This is a genomic window from Clostridium coskatii, from assembly GCF_001675205.1.
Taxonomy (GTDB): domain Bacteria; phylum Bacillota; class Clostridia; order Clostridiales; family Clostridiaceae; genus Clostridium_B; species Clostridium_B ljungdahlii.
This window is the reverse complement of record NZ_LROR01000023.1, coordinates 1-18,677: the sequence shown is the minus strand read 5'-3', so window position 1 is coordinate 18,677 and position 18,677 is coordinate 1. Positions and strand designations below refer to the sequence as shown.

At 33.5% G+C, this 18,677-nt stretch carries 19 protein-coding genes; all 19 read right to left on the bottom strand.

The genetic code is table 11. The features are described from left to right. Positions 1 to 3: 3 nt before the first annotated feature. The 19 genes from CLCOS_RS01640 to CLCOS_RS01550 all read right to left on the bottom strand — a co-directional run bounded on the left by CLCOS_RS01640 (position 4) and on the right by CLCOS_RS01550 (position 18,530). Positions 4 to 4,224 carry a phage tail tape measure protein gene (locus CLCOS_RS01640; RefSeq protein ID WP_063602038.1) on the bottom strand — a complete coding sequence of 1,407 codons (4,221 nt, stop codon included), beginning with the start codon at positions 4,222 to 4,224 and terminating at the stop codon, positions 4 to 6. Beyond that, complete coding sequence (locus CLCOS_RS01635) at positions 4,211 to 4,513, bottom strand: hypothetical protein (protein WP_082853596.1); 303 nt, start codon at positions 4,511 to 4,513, stop codon at positions 4,211 to 4,213. Before CLCOS_RS01635 ends, CLCOS_RS01640 begins: the two co-directional genes overlap by 14 nt. Before the next feature lie 20 nt (positions 4,514 to 4,533). After that, positions 4,534 to 4,902, bottom strand: coding sequence for a hypothetical protein (locus CLCOS_RS01630; protein ID WP_063602040.1), 369 nt, complete (start codon positions 4,900 to 4,902; stop codon positions 4,534 to 4,536). A 48-nt stretch (positions 4,903 to 4,950) separates the two neighbouring features. After that, positions 4,951 to 5,844: a SwmB domain-containing protein gene (locus CLCOS_RS01625; protein WP_063602041.1), complete on the bottom strand. Its 894-nt coding sequence runs from the start codon at positions 5,842 to 5,844 to the stop codon at positions 4,951 to 4,953. An 8-nt stretch (positions 5,845 to 5,852) separates the two neighbouring features. Then, positions 5,853 to 6,245, bottom strand: coding sequence for a hypothetical protein (locus CLCOS_RS01620; RefSeq protein ID WP_063602042.1), 393 nt, complete (start codon positions 6,243 to 6,245; stop codon positions 5,853 to 5,855). Between the two features lies 1 nt (position 6,246). Further along, positions 6,247 to 6,627 (bottom strand): HK97-gp10 family putative phage morphogenesis protein, encoded by a 381-nt coding sequence (locus CLCOS_RS01615; RefSeq protein ID WP_063602043.1) that lies wholly within the window; start codon positions 6,625 to 6,627, stop codon positions 6,247 to 6,249. Then, entirely contained in the window at positions 6,617 to 6,934 is a 318-nt protein-coding gene (locus CLCOS_RS01610; RefSeq protein ID WP_063602044.1) for a hypothetical protein, read from the bottom strand. Before CLCOS_RS01610 ends, CLCOS_RS01615 begins: the two co-directional genes overlap by 11 nt. Next, positions 6,934 to 7,251, bottom strand: coding sequence for a phage head-tail connector protein (locus CLCOS_RS01605; protein WP_063602045.1), 318 nt, complete (start codon positions 7,249 to 7,251; stop codon positions 6,934 to 6,936). The genes CLCOS_RS01610 and CLCOS_RS01605 overlap by 1 nt, the downstream gene beginning before the upstream one ends. Before the next feature lie 30 nt (positions 7,252 to 7,281). Further along, a complete protein-coding gene (locus CLCOS_RS01600) occupies positions 7,282 to 7,515 on the bottom strand; it encodes a Rho termination factor N-terminal domain-containing protein (RefSeq protein WP_063602046.1) in 234 nt (77 codons plus the stop codon). Then, complete coding sequence (locus CLCOS_RS01595; protein WP_063602047.1) at positions 7,515 to 8,438, bottom strand: hypothetical protein; 924 nt, start codon at positions 8,436 to 8,438, stop codon at positions 7,515 to 7,517. Before CLCOS_RS01595 ends, CLCOS_RS01600 begins: the two co-directional genes overlap by 1 nt. Before the next feature lie 22 nt (positions 8,439 to 8,460). Next, the gene (locus CLCOS_RS01590) at positions 8,461 to 9,060 is read right to left on the bottom strand and encodes a DUF4355 domain-containing protein (RefSeq protein WP_063602048.1); all 600 of its coding nucleotides are present in this window, start codon (positions 9,058 to 9,060) and stop codon (positions 8,461 to 8,463) included. Between the two features lie 99 nt (positions 9,061 to 9,159). Next, a complete protein-coding gene (locus CLCOS_RS01585; RefSeq protein WP_063602049.1) occupies positions 9,160 to 9,531 on the bottom strand; it encodes a hypothetical protein in 372 nt (123 codons plus the stop codon). A gap of 96 nt (positions 9,532 to 9,627) precedes the next feature. Further along, the gene (locus CLCOS_RS01580) at positions 9,628 to 10,488 is read right to left on the bottom strand and encodes a minor capsid protein (RefSeq protein WP_192847931.1); all 861 of its coding nucleotides are present in this window, start codon (positions 10,486 to 10,488) and stop codon (positions 9,628 to 9,630) included. Beyond that, complete coding sequence (locus CLCOS_RS01575; protein ID WP_063602051.1) at positions 10,481 to 11,914, bottom strand: phage portal protein; 1,434 nt, start codon at positions 11,912 to 11,914, stop codon at positions 10,481 to 10,483. Before CLCOS_RS01575 ends, CLCOS_RS01580 begins: the two co-directional genes overlap by 8 nt. Before the next feature lie 12 nt (positions 11,915 to 11,926). Further along, the gene (locus CLCOS_RS01570; protein ID WP_063602052.1) at positions 11,927 to 13,648 is read right to left on the bottom strand and encodes a hypothetical protein; all 1,722 of its coding nucleotides are present in this window, start codon (positions 13,646 to 13,648) and stop codon (positions 11,927 to 11,929) included. 5 nt (positions 13,649 to 13,653) lie between these two features. After that, positions 13,654 to 14,469: a hypothetical protein gene (locus CLCOS_RS01565; RefSeq protein WP_082853598.1), complete on the bottom strand. Its 816-nt coding sequence runs from the start codon at positions 14,467 to 14,469 to the stop codon at positions 13,654 to 13,656. Positions 14,470 to 14,764: 295 nt separating this feature from the next. Beyond that, positions 14,765 to 15,169 (bottom strand): helix-turn-helix domain-containing protein, encoded by a 405-nt coding sequence (locus CLCOS_RS01560; RefSeq protein WP_082853599.1) that lies wholly within the window; start codon positions 15,167 to 15,169, stop codon positions 14,765 to 14,767. 144 nt (positions 15,170 to 15,313) lie between these two features. Then, on the bottom strand, positions 15,314 to 15,709 hold the full coding sequence (locus CLCOS_RS01555) for an RNA polymerase subunit sigma (RefSeq protein WP_242866989.1): 396 nt from the start codon (positions 15,707 to 15,709) through the stop codon (positions 15,314 to 15,316). Positions 15,710 to 16,013: 304 nt separating this feature from the next. Beyond that, entirely contained in the window at positions 16,014 to 18,530 is a 2,517-nt protein-coding gene (locus tag CLCOS_RS01550; RefSeq protein ID WP_082853601.1) for a CHC2 zinc finger domain-containing protein, read from the bottom strand. Positions 18,531 to 18,677: the final 147 nt, after the last annotated feature.

Sequence of the window (18,677 nt, the reverse complement as noted above, 5' to 3'; positions counted from 1 at the left end):
ATGCTATTTCCTCCTCCTTTTAATATTTAAGCTAATAACATTTGAAACCTTTTGAACAAATTCATCCATAGACTTTTTATCCATGAAGCAGTAGTTACCTTTAAAGATAAATTGAACTTGTGACTCTTTATCTTCAGAGCTGTTACTTTCATCTGTGTTAGATTCTTTTGATGGTATATCAACAAAAGTGTTTGGAATTCCTGCAAAACTTAATTTAGGAACTGTTAAATTACTTGACAAACCTTCTAAATAGCTAGCTGTAAAATTATTAATGCTGTCTTTAATTTTAGCAATTAAATCACTTATAAATTTTATGCTGTCTTTGTTATTTAGAACAGTTTCTCCACCAGAAAACCACTTAAGCGCCTTATTTAAAACTATTTCGAATCCATTCTCTGCTACAGGGTGTGTTCCTTTTGTTGCATTATCAGTTCCTTTTTCATATCCAACATAACTTCCACCTCTTGCCAGTGCTCGGACACCTGGCACATTTCCTATACTCCCGTATCTAGCTATCATATATCGAATGGCTGCAACTGCATTATCTATGGGATTCCAAATGTCATCCATACCTGGAAGTGCATATCTCATATTATCATCAATAAGTTGCATAAGTCCCTTAGACGGATGCCCTTCTTTAGCGTTAATATCCCAAAGATTTATAGAACGTGGATCTCCACCAGATTCATGCATTGCAACTTGTTCTAGTGCCGGGAGCCAACTCATACTTTGGCCTGTTATGGCAAGTGCTGTTGTAAGCCAACTTACTAAACTTCCACTAATTCCACTGGCACTACCAATCATACTTGCAATTTTATTCTGGAAGAAGTTCGTAACATCTAAAGATGAAAAACCATTTATAAGTCCTTGTATTGCATAAGCACCTATTTTAAACAACCTTCTGGAAGGTGAATGTATATCAAATCCTTGTTTTCCTGTAAATGCATCTATGACTTTTTGAGTTAGTTCATGCACTATATTAGTTAAATTATCTTCATCTGACTTAATTCCACTACCAATAGAATCAACAATTTCCTTACCTATAGAAGTACAACTACTTGCGAAAGTCTGTAACAATGTTTTAATATGGTTTGTTAAATTATTTATCGTAGTAAACACAGTACTAGCAGTATTATTTACTCCATTGCTAATACTTACATCTGTTTGAGTACCATATTTGATAGACTCATTAGAAAACTTATCTAAATTACTTCCTACTGTATTGGTTACTTTGTTTGCTGCACCAACTACAGCTCCGGAATTATTAGTTATTCCATTTCCAAGATTAGTGTCAGTATCCTGTCCATGATTTATAGCTTTCTGGATAAATGTATTAATTGGAGCTGTAACCTTAGTTAGCAAATTATTCAAAGGTGTTAAAGTAGCACCAGAATTATCTGCTATACCTTTACCAAGATTAGTGTTTAACTGTTGGCCATTCTGTGTAAATTTATTTGCAAGTCCACCCATTACATTAGACATCTTACTACCTAACGTGTTTAAAGGATTTACAGCTTGATCTTGATTATTTGAAAGTCCACTACTTAGAGAAGTACTTGCATTTTGGCCACTGTCTGTATTGGGTGTTGTTACAGCTGGTGCTTTAATCTGAGCCTTGGATTTTATTTTTTGGGTTAACTTTTCAAGAGCATCAGTAACAATCTCTGTATTGTCAGTAATGCCATCCGCCATACTCTGCATAAAGTCCGGCATCCAAGTATCATCATCAGATAGCAGACCTTCTTCTGGTACAGAATGGTGTAAGTATTTCCAAATCGTTTCTGCAACATTTCCAACAGCATCTCCAAGTGCTTTAATTCCACCTTTAATGCCGTTAATAATTCCATTTATTATATCCTTACCCCAGTTAAGGGCATCTTTTGCTATATTGCCTACAGAAGTTTTTAAATCTTTCCATACATTATAGAAGATACTTTTAAAATCATCCCAAGCCTTACTCCAATGCCCAGTTAGAAGATCTAATCCAACTTTGACAACTCCACTTACAATGTCCCATGCAACTTTTATTATTCCTGTTATAGTGTCCCATACTAATTTAAGTGTGTCTTTTATGGCATTCCAAGCAGAACTCCAAGCTCCTTTTATAACCCCAAGGCCAGTGGAAATTATCACATATAAAGCGGTTATTATTGGAGCTAAAACTATTTTCATACCATCCCATACTTCTACAAACAACTGTTTAAGTAATGGCCAAGTCTGGTTCCAAAATACCTTAATTCGATTAACTGCACCTATTATTGTAGGACCTATATAATTCCAAACTGCAACAGCGTTGTTTTTAATGCTATCCCATATCTGAACAAAGAAATTTTTAAACTGCGTGAAAGTTTGCTTTAAATTACCATTGAAAATCTTATTAGCGAAAGCTTGAATTTTGCTCCAGTTTGCAATAATGGCGCCTACTCCAGCCATTATTACTAAAATTAAAGCACCCCACGGTCCTGTAAATAGAGATAACGCAGTTTTAGCTCCTGTTATTATTCCCTGTATAGAGAACATAGATTTAATTGCAGCTAATACTTTAGGTCCTAGTGCAATAATAGTTGCTCCAAAACCAGTAAAAACAGTTTTTAATCCAGCAAATAAGCCTGGTATCTTACCAAACAATGCTGGTATACTTTTAAAAGGTAATAATGCTTTTTCAATTACATTTCCAAAAGAAAAGTTCTTAATTAATCCAGGCAAAGACTTTAAGCCATTACCAAGCAAAGCCCATGGGCCAAAAATAAATTTAGATATTGCAGATCCTGCCGAGCTTAATCCATTTGTTAATCCTGTAAACATTCCTGCAAAAGACACTTTAGGTATTTTTGTAAATATGTTAGAAAATAACCCGAATATACTTGCCAATCCTGCAACAGCGGGTGTTGCCGCCGCGGCTCCAGTAGATAAAACAGCTATGGCTCCCGTAACTGTTCCAATAGCAGTTAAAATGCTACCAGTTATTAAAAGCAGTGGTCCGGCCGCGGCTACAATTCCGCCCAAAATTAAAATAACCTTTTGAGCTGTTGGAGATAGATTGCTAAACGACGTTGCCAAATCTCCCACGGTATTCGCAATGCTTATTATAGCTGGAGCTAACGCCTGTTGTATCTTTATTCCTGCTGTTTCTAAACTACCAAACATTTGCTCAATAGATTTGCTTGTATCACCCATCTGGCTTTGTGCTAGTCTGGAAGCTGCACTTTGGTCGTTGGTAGCCTTTGTGTATTTCTCTAAGCCTTTAACACCATCATTCATCAGGATACTTGCGGCTCTTGTTGCATCAGAACCAAAAATTGTGTTCATGGCTGCTTGTTGCTGTGCATCAGATAAACCACCCATTTTAGACTGCAATTCTTGAGCAATTCCTGCGGCGTTTTTCATGTGCCCGCTAGAATCCCAAACATTAATTCCTAAAGAACTCATTTCTTTAGCCGCGTCATCCGTTGGTGCTCCCAACCTTTGCAACATTGTTTTTAAAGAAGTACCTGCGTCTGAGCCTACAACTCCCGCGTCCGCAAATTCTCCAAGAACTGCGGTGGTATCTTGGATACTCCACCCTGCAAGATGTGCTTGTGCCGCACATTGCGCCAAGCCCTGTGAAAGCGGTTCTACGTCTGTACTAGATGCGGCGGCCGCTCCTGCAAGTGCATTTACAGCCTTGGCTGAATCGTTAGCAGATAACCCAAAAGCACCCATAGCTTGCACAACTGTATTTGCGGCGTTCCCCAGTTCCATACCAGAAGATGCCGCTAAGTCCATAGTTGCCTTTAATGCTCCGCCTTTAATTTGTGCTTCTGTTAACCCACCTTTGGCGAGTTCCGTTATTGCGTTTGCAGCTTCCGTTGCAGAAAATTGAGTATCTTGACCAGTTTTAAGCGCTAATTCTCGCAAACTTCCCATTTGAGACATAGGTTTATCAAGTGCGCCCGCCGCTTGGCTCATAGAAGTTTCGAAATCGTCACCGACCTTTATTGCGGCTCCTGCAACCCCCGCAAGTGGAGTTGTAAGACCTAAGGTAAGTTTTTTGCCGACTTTAGTAAATCCCTCACCTATTTTGTCCATTTTTTCCGTAACAGACGCGGCGCCTTTTTCAATTTTGTCAAATACAGAATCAAAGGTGTTACCTGTCTTTTGAGCTGTAGAATCTATATCTTTAAGCTTATTTTTAGTGTCATTATCTTTTAAGAGGATGCTTCCAAACAAACTAAATATCTCCATGTGAAGTACCTCCTTTAGATTTATTAAAAGCCTTTAGAATATCATCTGCTTGCTTGTAAATTTCTTCTTTTGTTTTAGGTTTTGTCTTTGGCTTCTCTGGATCCCCTAGCATCTGTTTTTTGAAATCTTCAAATGAAATAAAATTATCTTTATCCATCCAAGGATATTTAGCAAGCCACATGTCCCAAACCATGGAATTTGTCTTTTCTTCATATACTTTTTTAATTAATTCAAGTCCATAATAAATATCTAAATCTAATACAGACGGTCCATATCTAGTTAAAAGCAAGTCTAGGCACTCAATATCATCTATTTGAGTGCTGTAGATAAAAAATCACCAAAACTCTCATCATCCATTATTTCATTTAGCATTGCAAAGGTGTCTTTTGGTGGTTGGTCTGCAATTTCTTGTGCTTCTTTATCACTTAAGTTGCCTAAAAATCTATATATCTCCTGTTCAGCATTTCCTATATTTTCAATAAATAAAAGCATTAAATCTGCTCTTAACCCAAGCAATGCTTGTTTCTTTTCTTTCTCAGTTTTTCCGGTTACATCTTTTGCAATTTCTTTCAGTTCCTTCTTCATGTTCATCTTTTTTATAATTCTTGTAAAACTAAATAGATCACTAGTCTTTAAATTTCTCTTTAATAATTTTTCCTTCTTCTTTTCCTCTGCCATTTCCCTTACCTCCCAAAATAAAAAGCACCCTACTTAAGAGTGCTTAAATTAACTATTCTGAACGCTTGTAGTTGCAATATTATCTAATACTACACCACTTGCTGATTGTACCTGCTTAGTTGCATCTGTAGGCTTGCTATAAGCCACTGTAACTGCCTGTCCTGTTGTTGGTGCTGTGGTAAGAGTAAGTTCTATTGTCTTGGTGTTGCTTGTACCTCTTGCGGCAGCTGTAATTACATCCGCACTTCCTGCTACTGTTGCGGTGAAGCCATCTTTTGGAACCGTTGCAGCCACATCATCAGACATAGTTAAAATTATCTTACTAGCACTTACTGCCGCACTAACCAAATTAAATGCCACCATATCGGTAAGTTTTGGATAATAAATTTTATATGGCAAATCCTTTGGCGTTTTCGGATCTGCATGAGCCGTAAATGTAACATCCAAAACATTATCTTTTGAATCCTGTGTTTTTAACTGCAAACCATCTAAGCATAATGCATTCTCGATTACAATTATTACAGGCTTATTACTTCCAGATAAAGTACCTACCCAAGCCAAATTTTTTATATAATCCGAATCTACTATAACTGTTTTACCTGTTAAAATATCATAGTTACTATCACTAGATGTATCTACATTCGCAATTAAAGCAGCCTGTAAGATATCTCTGGAAACTTCTATAAAACTACATTTAAGAGTTGTTGTTATATTGTCTATAATCTCCATGCCCTTTGCATTGGCAGCTTTAACTCCGTCTACATCTATTTGTCGGATTTTAGCTTTTGCGTCAAACTCATTGCCCCCAGATGTTGCACCCACAATAATTTGATCTTCTAACCCAAAATTTTTGTAAACTGCTCCAGCATCAAGCAGTAAATGGTCCATTGTTTTTTCATTGAATCCTGTAGTAGTTACACCACTTGTATTTATGTCAGCCATTTATTTCACTATCCTTTCTCATATAATTTCACCAAAAAGCGGAGCTCCCGACGTTGGATATTAATATCACTGTCTGGGAGCTTTAACCTAAATGGTTTATCTTTAAAAATCTGTACTAACATATTGTCAGTTTTTATTATTTTCTTATTAAGTACTTTCACTAAGTTATCTGCAATAGTCTCAATTTCTTCAACTTGACCAGATTTATCATTCCAAATATCAATTTGAAGTTGATTGAGATCGCTGTATTCATTATTGGCACTTACATTAGGAAAGTTAAACTCTGCATAAGGATATTTTTTTCCACCTTCCTCAGTCTCTTTGTCTATCGGATAATGTTCCGCATAAGAATCAACTACAGGATTAATTAAAGAAAATATCACATCATACAAATTTAACATCTTATTTTCCTCCCATGTTAACTTTTATTTTCTGTCCTGCTATTTCCTCAATCTTACTCAAGTTATCCATTATTGAAGGTTCCAAAAACGGCTGTGCTTTCATTTTGGCAGTACCTTTTTCAACCCAAGCTGCATATGGTTTCTTTTTTTTATTTACTACTGCATTAGTAGCTCCAATGCTCACCCCATTATTGTCATCATGTACATTAAACGTAATGTTCTGTCTAAGTCTACCAGGATCTATGTCACCATCTTCCTTTTTTCCTACTGGTGCTCTTAATTGTGCTTCGGCAGTTCCAAAAGCTCCTATAGAAGTAAGAGCCTCCTTTTTACCTTTTTCCAAAGCATTTAATACATTATTTAGATTGCTCTTATATCCCAAGACAAACCACCTCCATATATTCATCATCCCAAGGTATGGCTTTAACCTCATACACCTCAGTAACGCCTTGTTTATTTACATACTTAAGAATGGTACCTATTTTTATATTAGGCTCGAAATTATCAATAAATATCATTTTATTTACTTTAATGTCGTAGCCATATTCCTTAAGCAAAAGCTCCTGACTATAAGGTTGTATATCACAATCAATATCTTTTATGTGTTCATCTTGTCCAGGTACCCAACCTCTACTGGTATTATGCCCTTCACCTTTTACATAGATACCCACTGTAAAATCACATTTCATTATCCCATCATCCTTGCATAAGGTACTGGAAGTAAACTCTTTACGTTTTCACTCAAGTCACTTCCATAGGTGCCACTTCTTTTACCTTGACTATATTGTTTTGTGGCTTCATTGCCTTTTCTATCAAACTGCTCCATTACATAAGCCACGCAAGCGTCTTGATAAGTATTTTCTATATCTGTAGTATCATTGCTATTTAAATTCAAATAGTTTTTTATAAGTGTCGTAGCTCTGCGAGTATAGATATTAATTTTTCCATCATGTGAATTATCAGTTTGCCACCCTTTTAATTCCTTAACATCATCTATAACAGCCATAAAATCACCTCCAATTAAAAAAGAGAGTGATTATTTTCCTTCACTCTCCAAGCCTTTTAAAACTGCAATCAAATCTTCCTTTTTCATACTGAAATAGCCCTCAACATTTTTATCCTTTGCTATTTGTTTCAAATCATTATAGGCCATATTATCATAGTCGGGTTTAACCTCTCCCATTTCCTCAAAACCTTGACTTTCGAGGACTGCTTTTTCTTCTTTAGTTTCAACAATCCTTATAACATTTAATTTTTTCAGTTTAAACATTAGGACAACGCCTCCTTAATATTTACAAACAATGCATCAAATTTATTATCCGGAATCCATAAGTCATGGTACTTACGATAATCCATCAAATACCCATCATGACCTTGTACTTGTTCAGGTGCAAATATCTTCATATTGTCGGTTTTACTTACAGCTATAGGAACATTCTGGGCGCATATAATCCAGTTTATATTTTTAGCAGATGCATCTGGTGTAAATCCACCTGCCGTCTGACCTGCTGTCTTACCATCATTAAACACATATGCAGTCTTTAATCGTGCTGAAGGTACTGGAATTATAGGGCAATCATCTATCATAGAAACTTTAGTGTTGTACTGCCCTGATTGAAAATTATCAATTGCTAACTGCCTTGTTATTTCTTTACTCATATCAAGCACGTTTTTGGTAGTTCTGCTCATTGTAATTACAAGTGGAACATCACCTACAGCATCCTGTACATTTGCTATATCAGTCTTTATTTTCGTAAATACATCATCAACTACAGGTGTATAACCTCCGCTTGCCTTACTTTTAGAAATTGCAAGAGCTGCTATTTTAGAATACCTATAAGCATCTATTTCAGGAATAACTTTGAGCCTTTGAAATTCAGACATTACAGTTGAAGCGTTAACTACAAAGTTAGACTCATTAACATCCATAGAATCTAAAAGGAATTGTTTACCTCTATCCATTGTCATTGTCATGGTTTCATAATCAAGACCTACAGTTCCACCTGGATAACCTCCTTCTCTGTCATAATTACCAAGTCCGTCAATGCTTATTTTAGGTATTTTAATTTCTTTTCCACCATTATATATAACCTGTCCTGCATTTTTTTCCATCCATCCACTTGTGGCCTGTTGTGTTATTTGTGCATCAAGTGCAGCCATAAATAAAGTCACATAATTTATTGCATTTGCCATGTCTTATTACCTCTTTTCCTTTTTATTTAAGTCCAAAAGCAGAATTAATCTGCCCTTTTACTGCTTCTTCAGTTGGCTCTCCACCTTGCCCACCTGGTTTATAGGTACCATCTTTTAATATTTCTGTCTTTATAGCCTCGTCATGACTATTAAAAACCTTCTCTAAAGTTTCAAGATTTTTATTTGTACTATCCTCATCAACCCCAACAATAAAATTAACCAAATCAGTAGGAAGTTTTTTCTCTGTCATAGTCTTAAGAGCTTTATTGGTTAAATCTTTTTTAAGAGACTCTTTTTGCATATCTTCAAATTGCTTTTTTAGTTTTGCAATTTCAGTATCCTTTGGATCAGCTTCTGGGTGTTGTTTTTTATATTCTTCATCAACTAATTTTTGTAAATTATTAGTTTTAAAGGTATCAATACCCTTTTGAAGATGCTTATCTTTCTCAGAATCCATAAAACTTTTAAAATTTGAGTCACTTTCTAATTTAGATTTAAAATTATCCAGGGTTAAACCACTTGAAACAAGTGCCTTACCTAAATCACTTTTAGATATTGTTTCGTCAATGTCGTCATCATCTTTTAAAGCCTCAATTAATTTTGTTAATTCACTTTTTTTCATAATATTTTACCTCCTGTGCCCTCTTAACTCTTACGAACTAAGAACGCAATTAAATTTTTATAAAATAAAAAAGCCTTATTTCTAAGACTTTTTAATATTTCATTTTGAACCTTTGACTTCATTAGAATCATTTAATAATTCATTAACAATATTCATAATATCTTGTATATCATTAATAGAATTAACCTGTCGTTTTTCCTTTTTGCCGTTATATCTAATTTCAATTTTACTTAAATACTCTTCTGTTTTATTCATATACAGAGTAACTATATTTCTATCTTCTTCAACTGTACTAACTGTTACTCTTCCATCATCCCTTATTATTATATTAAAATGAATTTTTTTATCTTCCACCACCTTCATATTTATAATATCCAAGTAAACACTTTCAATCATATTTCTGCAAATCCTGCTCCATTTTTTACTTTCTTCTGATTTCATAACATCTTTTAAATTTTTATAAGTTTCCATGCAACCACTCCTATTATAATTATTAGGCATATAATTTTTATACCTAACATTATATACTACTAAAAGTCATATTTTTTACAGTGGTTTTTAAAAAAATTATTCTATTTTCTTATCTTCTAGCCATTGGCTATAATCTTCATAGTCAATAATATCTTTTGTTTCGTTGTCTTTGCGCTTTGTCGGCTTCCAATCTGCAAAAGGGACATTTATTAAAATGCAACGGCAACGAGGGTGCGTGTCTGTAACTGGTTCAGGATGGTTTTCTGTAATATCCCATGCCTTACCATCAAGGCTTGCATCATACGGAGCTGTTCTACTATCTAAAGTTGCACTCCACATAACCTCTTTACAACCAGAATCAAGTCCTATTTGTTCCTGTGCTTTTACTGCTACCCTTGCAGTTTCTGTGGCCACAAGACGGTTACTATCATAAGCAGAAACATTAAAAGTATGCTGTATATCTTTTGCTATTTTATCTATTGTGGTATTACCTTTAGAGGCTTCAACTATAGAATTTTTTAATTTATCTATCATAGCAGCTTTATTATTCCAAATTCTATCACTAAAAGTAGACTCTTTAAATTTTGCATTTATAGCAGCATCAACAAATTCCTGTTTTGGCATCTTGAATTTTATATCTACATCCATACCACTATCAAGCACGTAAGCATTTTTGTAATAAGTATCTTTATAGGTTTTATCCAGTATACTCTTAACCTTGCTGACTTCCTTTTGCCCCAAATCTTTTCCTATACCCTTTAATTTGCTATCAATTTGAGCCATTACAGAAGCTTTTTGAGAGTTATTAAATTTCAGTAGACCATCTACACTATATTTTATATACATCATTCCTATGAAGCTGTGTAGCTCATTAAGCTTGTCTTTTTGGTTAGAATATACATCTTTCATTTGTTCATCTGCATATTTTTCAGAATCAAGTCTAATTTGTTCAATCATTTTGCGGTATTGAGGATTTATTTTCATCTATTCCACCACCATTTAAAAGACTTTGGCCAACACTATCGGCTTCATTTTCTTTTTTCAGTTCTGCCATTTCATTGTCCACATTGTCAACAAAACTCAATTGAGCTAATCCAGTTTTAAGTGAAAGCTTCCCATTTAACTGGCTTATAATTTGTGACATCATCAAATCATCTGTAGGTATATTTGGAACAATCTTTATGTCTATATCTTTCCAGTCATAGTCTTTATTTTGTTTTATCTGAAGATATATAAATAAAAATTGCAATCTCACTTTAATGGCATCAACTAAAGCCTGTATGTTATTAGTACACTTTTCCTCCAAACCAATTAGTCTATTTCTAAGAGCTAAAGAGCTTGTATTACTTACTAGCTTTTCATTATTATTTATATGACTTGCAAGTTGATACATCTTATCTTCAAGGGTATTAAGAGTATTTTGTACAAAACTATCATTAATTTCTTTTATAAGCCATTTTGCATCTGCCTTATCTCCTGGTAAATTCATAACTCCCAACCTCTTCATTTTATCAAGGTCAGTTTCTCCATTTTCGTCCTTTGTTGTATCATCAAGTTTACAACCTTTAAAGGCAAGATAAGCATTTCTAAAATCAGATATTTCATTAACCATGTCGGACAAATTGGTTTCAAAACCATCTTGAAGTCCCTTTAAAATAGAAAATAAACTTTCATCTATAGTGCCTATTTGAACTACACTCACCGGAACTTGACCAAATATATTAGCATCAATATTATTATTTATCGGCCCGATTCCTGCATTTTGACTGAATGAATTAATATCATTGTTATTACTTTTTATTATGCTATTAGTACTATTCAAAACATTAGCTATAATTGGTGTAAATTCATCACCAATAACCGTATAATGGCCAATATCCGTAGTTGTATAAACATCAGCATATAAAGTTCCTGAACTATCAAATTTTCTTGTCCAGAACCTTATAAAAAGTATTATATTACTGTAATCATCCTTAAGGATATAACTATCAAGAGGCGTACAAATCAAGCTATTAAATAACCCATTTGAATCAATATAATACAATTCATAAGCTTCATTGAAAATTAAGGATTGCTTACAAAGTTCTTTGTTATGCTTTTCCTTCCAATGTTTAAAATTAAGTCTTATATCTTCAATTACATCTGCATTACTGGAGTGACTTGAATAAGTAACCTTGTTACCACAACAATAGCTGGCTTCTTCATTTATAAATTTTTGTATAAAATTACAGCGTACTTTTGTATTGGCACGCTTAGTTATCATTTTGTACTTTTCCATAGCCTCGGTATGGCCATCATAATATTTTTGCATACTCATGTACATTGGAAGTTTCGTATCAAAATCTTGCTTACATTTTCTTAAAAGTTCCAAGTCTGCTGGCATAATACTCACCTCCTACAATCCTAATTTTCTTCTATCAAACAATTGGACCTTTTGAATGACTTCTATATTTTCAATTCTGTTGGCAAATTCTGCTGTAATATCTGGAGCATCATCATGAACACTAAATTTTTGCCCTCTAAAATCAAGAATCTGCTTTATAAAGTCCTGATCCTCTTCAGCAAAAATAAGTTGTCCCTTATTTAACACTGGAATAATAGTTGAAATTTTATCATCCTTATTTTTTCGCTGAGACTCGTTAATAATTTCAATATTTCGGAATCTCAGAGTATCATCCTTATTGATTTTTAGCTCTAGTTGGTTTGCGTCAGCTCCATTAAATGTATTTTTTTCAATATAAACATGTGTGGTATCTGGATACTCTTTTAAAAGTTCAATCATATGGTCTACATATTTATCGAAGTCAGTTCTTGCATTTATTTTTGCCAATTCTGCTTTTCTTGCATACTTTAAATTATTATCTGCTTGAGAGCCTACCAAATAAGCAGAGTAGTCGGATTTAGTTCCAGAAGTTGAAGCAGGATCTACAAGCAACATTGTTTTTATAAAATTATGCGTTTCTATTTCTTCTCTTGTTTCTGTGGCTACTGTTTTAAAATACTTTTTACCTATAGAATCAACATCCCCCTGCATTTCCTGCTTATAACTTGAAGGATTTTCGTAGTATTTCAAAGCCTCGTCTAAACAGTCCCAAAATTCTTCCCACAAAAGTGGAAACTGCATCTCCTTTTCATGCTGCCAATAAAATTCTTTAGCATCTTCAAGGTGGTTTTCATTTTTAAAATTAAAAAGGATGTTCTTGAATTGAAGCCATAGACCACTTTCGAAATATTTGTCTATATCATCAATTAAAACACCCTTATCATGTTTAAATTTCCATGTCGGCTGCTTCATAAGTCTAGAATAAAAGCACTCTTTATGCTGTAAAGTTCCAAGAGCTATGAGCGTTGTTCCTTTTTTTATTACTTTTCCAGCTCTTTTAACTGCCTTTTGTACTGCATACTTAACATCATCACTAAATCTTTTCCATTTCTTTTCCCTGGCATCTTCAGTTCTGACATCATCCTCACTTTGGTAATCATCTAAGATTATTAGTTCTGGCCTTATATTGCCATATTTACGGCCACGCATTGGAGAGCTAGAGGAAATGGCTTCGATAAAAGTCTTATTGGTAAACTCAAGCTGAGTGCTATTACAAATATATCTTTTGTCCCTATCATCAAGTAACTTTCCAAAGCTTTTCTCAATATATTTATTTTCAAGAAAAGTATTTTTAATATCCTTGATAAACTTTTCAGCAGTTGAACCTATATCAGAACAAATCAAGGTATATTTCTTAATTCCATAAGCGTGAACCCAACATACAGGGCCAAAATTACCAAAAGCACTTTTCCCGGTGCCTCTTGGTTCTATCCTCCCTATTTGATTAGAGCCATCACCAATTATGGAATCTTCAATGTCATGCCAAATCTCATGATGAACTTGTGCTAACGGAGCTGCGGCATTGTTTTCTTTAGGTAAAAATGTGTCCTGGAGAAAATACATACAAAAAAACTCGAGAGACATTCTCCCGAGCTCATACGCAAGGCCTTTATATCCAAATAAATTGGAACTATGTTTAAGGATCATATCGGTTGTAGCATTTTCGTCAAAACCAACCTTTTGAAGATAGGTAAAAAGTAAATAGTTATTTTGTTCATCTTCATTTTGAAACATTTAGATCAATCCTCTTCACTGACTTCATAATTCATCATGGCATTATACAGCTTTTCTGGTATCCTGCCTCTGTATTTGTTAGCAGTTTCTTTGATTAATTCTTCTTTATATTTTTTATAAGCTAAAAAAGCCTTATGTGATGTATTAAAATATCCAAGGCGTTTTTGTATTTTGCCATCTCTGCATTGAGCAGTATAACAAGTTTTCCTATTTTTAAATTGCCAAAGATAAACCCCTATTGGTAAATTATTTCTTATGGAGTCAGCTTTAGTGAACAGTTTATTAATATCTTGAGGTACAAATACACAAGTCAAAGGAGAATATGTCTTATTTCCTTTAATTAAAATATCCTTATCTATGTGCATTTTCTGACCTATTATTTCATAATAATTTTCACTAAACCATTTTCCAAACTCTTGAAAGTTCATCCACTTATCGCAAATCTTACAACCCTTGTAAGTTGGTTCTCTTTGCTGATATTTCAAAGAATAGCATCTTTCAAACATACTGGACCATACTGCATATTCTTTGGTTGCTTTGCCCTTAACAGTAGCTTTGTACTTACCTTCACCAATGTAACCAACTCCATAGGTCGTTTTATCATAAGGATTTTTAACACTCCCCCTTACAAAATTTCCATAGATAGTTTTAGTAATATATCCATTCTCAAATTCAACAGTTACATTGTTGTAATTCTTATAATCAATAATTGTCATTACTGACCCCATATTATTAATTCTAGTTTCACCAAGACGCTCGAAACTTCTTTCTTTGTAATACTGCCTTTTCTCTTTGTTAGTCATTTGTTTTCTTAGTTCCATGGTTTCTCCAAATGCCTTTCAGGAACAGGCATAACCTTAATTTTGGGTATAAAAAAAAGACAGATTGTTTCATCTGTCTTACAAATATTTCTATTCGGTTTTTAAATTTTGTTGCAAAAAATGTGACGTCGCTCACGGGGTAAATTTTGCCAAACGCATTTAGAATGGCCCCGGGGCGGATTGCTTTAAAAGTATACCTTTTTGGTCATATTCGCTAAACGTAGATTTCGCGAATATAGGTTTACACACAAAAAGTCACTCAATCATAGTCATATCAATACTTTCAAGGCATTTCCTACTTGATAACTTTTAACTTTTTGAACTTCTCAAGCTCCTGTTTAAGATCATTCTCATTTACATTTTCGTTGCCATCTTCCGTTTCGTCATCACCTATAGCCGTTGGTACACCTAACGTTCTGTCTATTAGATACTTATTAGCAGAGAACTTTACTCTTTGATCTGTACTTTCCTTTGCTATCTTCTTTACTTCATCAATATAAGTGTTTACATCTTTCAATATATAGGCATTGCCTTGATTCTTTATGTCCTGTTTACGTTGGTCAAGCTCAGCGTTAACTTCACTATTATTTCTCCATGAGTAAATAGTCTGCCTACTTACTCCAATCTTCTTAGCAATATCAGTAATCCTATAACCTTCTATAAGCATTGTAATCATCTTCTCTTGATCTTTAGTAAGCAACTCTATCCCTCCTTTACACTTAACATAAATAAGACACTCAGAACTTAATCTAAGTGTCTTTCTTGTAAATTTCTACGATACTATAATAACACAGACTACATTATATATATCTTATATAAATCTAATATTTTTATATAATTTTTATTATACATATATAAGAGGTATCAACTTCTTTATTATTTTACTTTTCAAACAAACACAGTATACTTCATTCCTATCAATTATTTGTGCTATAATTTTAAACTGTAGCTTCTTGAAATATCTTAGATCTACTAAATTCATTTCATCATCAGATAAAGTCTCTAATGCATTATTAATCTTTTCTAATTGGACCTTAAGTTTATGCCTCCTCCTCCTCAATTGTTCTGGCTTCAATGCTTCATTCTCAACTGCACTATTAAATTTATTTGTAGGAGCCGACTTCTCTTCATATCCTATAGCCTTACATCCTGCTCCTTCATTATCCAACTCTTGTAATTCTAAATCTATATTCTTAATTTCAGCTTTTATAGATTTATAATTATATAAATTTGATTCCACACCTTTGTAATATTTTATAGCAAACACCTCTTTTCTATCGGGTTACCTTTTTGGTTACTACTTTTTAGTAACCTTTTAAGTATTGGTATATCTAGCTTTAAGAGCATTTTTTGAAAGGTTACCTTTTTGAAATACATATGGACAGAACTTTATATATGAGTGCATGTACACTCGCGTGTATATATATATGTTTATGTAACTTAGTAACTCATATATATATATATACTCCTATGCTAGCTATACCAACATTTTCAGCGGTTACCTTTTTGGTTACCTTTGGTTACCTTTTTGCATTTTTAGTAACCTACTTACTTTTATTAAACTTGTCCGGAAACACAACTTTTTGCTCGTCTTTTTCCCACTCGTCCTCAAAAATATCCGGCGGAGCTATTGCCTCAAGTCCTAGCTTCTTAATTTTTTTAATATCATATAAATCAAATTTTGTGGTTTTCTTATTTACTTTTACCACTTTTCCTGATGGTTTTAATAAATATCCTGCCATTTTGGCCTGTTTCTTAAAATCCTTTAGCTCCATCATTGGCTTTTTATCTCCAATGTCCTTCATGTATGAAAATATCTGGTTGTACATTTCACTAGTTCTAATGTATATATTACCTTCATGACGATATACAGCACATTTTAAATATTCATCACTTACTCTATCGTCACCAACAATCTGGTCGTAAAGTTTCAATATTTCTTCAACTTCAGAAGATGATTCCTCTTCATTGTCCAAAATTTCATTTTTAATATTTTCTACAACTAAAGTTTCATATCCTTGTATATATTCTAAACTAAATTTACTAAGTAACTTATTTAATATAGCAACTCCAGTGCAGATATTAATTGCAGTATTTAACGGTCTATCTTTTAACCCTTCAATCTTATTGGCCTCAATATCTCTAAGATTTTTATATTCTTCTACAGACATCTTCAAGGCTACATCAATCAAGCTCCTACCTAGTTTATTTAAAATATCTTGACGCTCTATTATCCAATTCATAGCAATAGTATGTTCCTTAGTCCTTTGGCCTTTAGAAAAGTAAATAATACACGACCTCTCATTTAATGCTTTTTCATTATTGACGAAAGTTTGCTCTCCGGCTAATATAAGTGGTCTTGTAAGTGCAAATACTGTATTACTTTTTAAATTTCTGTTACCCTTATCAATAGTATGTCTATCATAAGAATTCCTTAGAATCTCACTTATCATTTTTTTCTTATATTCATTCATTTCGCTTGGTTTAAATTCTTCAAACAAAATTGAATAATTTCCTTCACTTAAAGCTTTCTCCATAGCAAACGGAGTAGTTAACCCTATTGATTTAATATCATCCTTTGGATAGTTTAAGATAGCAGCAATAACATTTTCCATTACTGTACTTTTGCCACCGCCACTTTCACCCGCCAATAGTAAATGATGAAAACTTATATTTAGCTCCATAGCTTGAGCTATTGCAAAATTGTTAATTACAGTGCCTATAATAGAATAACTTATTTTCTTTGGTGCAAACTCAAATAAATATTTTTGAAGCTCTTTGAGTTCTTCCTTTTCTATAGGCTTTATGTTTATAATTTTAATAGCTGTACCGCCATCACTTTTTATTTTTGGATCTACACCTTTACTGGTTATCATCCCGTCTTTTGTGACAAGTTTAATATCATCATTCTCAAGTACAAATCTGGTGCCTGAATAAACTTTGGATTTTTCAAGAGCAAAATATTTGTTTATCCATGCCTTTAAAGTCATTAAATCGTCAACTTTTCCTTTAAATATAAGGTCCATAGAACCAAGAAAATTTCTAAATGACTTTGGATCATCAAACACGCTTACATAATCCATCTTCTCAATTATGCTGCCAAAAGATGTTTTTATAGAAAGCTTTATACCTTCCACATCTTCATTTACATAGTGTATAGCCGTAGCATCTACTATATTGAAGTTAGTCATGTATATTTTTTTCTCATTATTGTCCCTAGTTAAAACGGTCTTATAAATTCCCAAAGAATCTTGCTGCAACTCATATTTATTTTTTAAATCTAAGGACCTATTAAAAGCATTTAGTAAATCCCTTTTATCGTGTCCAGCATCTAACCAGTCTGTAACATCTTTGTTGTCCCCCATGGATTTTATACCTGGGAGGTTTATAAATTTGAATGACTTGGCTGAACTAAATAGTTTTTTATATATGGACCACTTATATTTTTCTCCGGCTTCTCCGGTATCACCGCAAATGTATAAGTATGCATTTTCATACATAGACAAATTTTTTACATTTTTAACACTGGTGGCAACATAATCATTTTTTTTAAGTACAGAGTTAAGGTTATTTACATCTTTTTCACCTTCACATATAATTATTACTTTTCCATTTTTAATGCCTTGTATGGCATTATACAGGTTATATGGGAGTTCCTCACATCCACGCTTATTAATTACCTTACCGTCCTCGATATGATAGTAAGAAAGCCGTTTCTCGCCTTTATCGTTCTTGAATTTGGCTTTGAAGTATGCAATTTCGCCCTTATCGTTTGTAAATGGAAACAAACCTATAAGGTTCTCTTTCAAATCAAATTTCTTTATTTGCCAATCTATATATCTTTTTATTTTTTCAGTCTGCTGCTCTTGAACACTTTTTTCAACTGTAAGTCTCAAATACTCCCGGGCTTGGTTATATGTTATATTTTTTAATTTTTCTATAAAGTCTATTGCATCCCCTACTTCTCCACAACCAAAACATTTAAATTTATATTTGTTTGCATCTGGAAAAAACCTAATAGATAGGGAAGGTGTTTTTTCATTATGGAAGGGACATTTTATATACCCCTGTTTATTAAAATGTACGCTCTCGAAAACTCAGAGAGCTTGATTTTTATATAGTATAAGGTTCAGCATCTCTGCTTCACCCCTAATATTTAAGCTAAATTAATATCATATTTTCCAATAAACTTATTACCAGTAGCATCC

Excerpts from the sequence above, each read along its gene's own strand:
- CLCOS_RS01640 (WP_063602038.1), bottom strand. The coding sequence starts at position 4,224 with ATGGAGATATTTAGTTTGTTTGGAAGCATCCTCTTAAAAGATAATGAC.
- CLCOS_RS01630 (WP_063602040.1), bottom strand. The coding sequence starts at position 4,902 with ATGGCAGAGGAAAAGAAGAAGGAAAAATTATTAAAGAGAAATTTAAAG.
- CLCOS_RS01625 (WP_063602041.1), bottom strand. The coding sequence starts at position 5,844 with ATGGCTGACATAAATACAAGTGGTGTAACTACTACAGGATTCAATGAA.
- CLCOS_RS01620 (WP_063602042.1), bottom strand. The coding sequence starts at position 6,245 with ATGTTAAATTTGTATGATGTGATATTTTCTTTAATTAATCCTGTAGTT.
- CLCOS_RS01610 (WP_063602044.1), bottom strand. The coding sequence starts at position 6,934 with ATGAAATGTGATTTTACAGTGGGTATCTATGTAAAAGGTGAAGGGCAT.
- CLCOS_RS01605 (WP_063602045.1), bottom strand. The coding sequence starts at position 7,251 with ATGGCTGTTATAGATGATGTTAAGGAATTAAAAGGGTGGCAAACTGAT.
- CLCOS_RS01600 (WP_063602046.1), bottom strand. The coding sequence starts at position 7,515 with ATGTTTAAACTGAAAAAATTAAATGTTATAAGGATTGTTGAAACTAAA.
- CLCOS_RS01595 (WP_063602047.1), bottom strand. The coding sequence starts at position 8,438 with ATGGCAAATGCAATAAATTATGTGACTTTATTTATGGCTGCACTTGAT.
- CLCOS_RS01590 (WP_063602048.1), bottom strand. The coding sequence starts at position 9,060 with ATGAAAAAAAGTGAATTAACAAAATTAATTGAGGCTTTAAAAGATGAT.
- CLCOS_RS01585 (WP_063602049.1), bottom strand. The coding sequence starts at position 9,531 with ATGGAAACTTATAAAAATTTAAAAGATGTTATGAAATCAGAAGAAAGT.
- CLCOS_RS01580 (WP_192847931.1), bottom strand. The coding sequence starts at position 10,488 with ATGATTGAACAAATTAGACTTGATTCTGAAAAATATGCAGATGAACAA.
- CLCOS_RS01575 (WP_063602051.1), bottom strand. The coding sequence starts at position 11,914 with ATGCCAGCAGACTTGGAACTTTTAAGAAAATGTAAGCAAGATTTTGAT.
- CLCOS_RS01570 (WP_063602052.1), bottom strand. The coding sequence starts at position 13,648 with ATGTTTCAAAATGAAGATGAACAAAATAACTATTTACTTTTTACCTAT.
- CLCOS_RS01565 (WP_082853598.1), bottom strand. The coding sequence starts at position 14,469 with ATGGAACTAAGAAAACAAATGACTAACAAAGAGAAAAGGCAGTATTAC.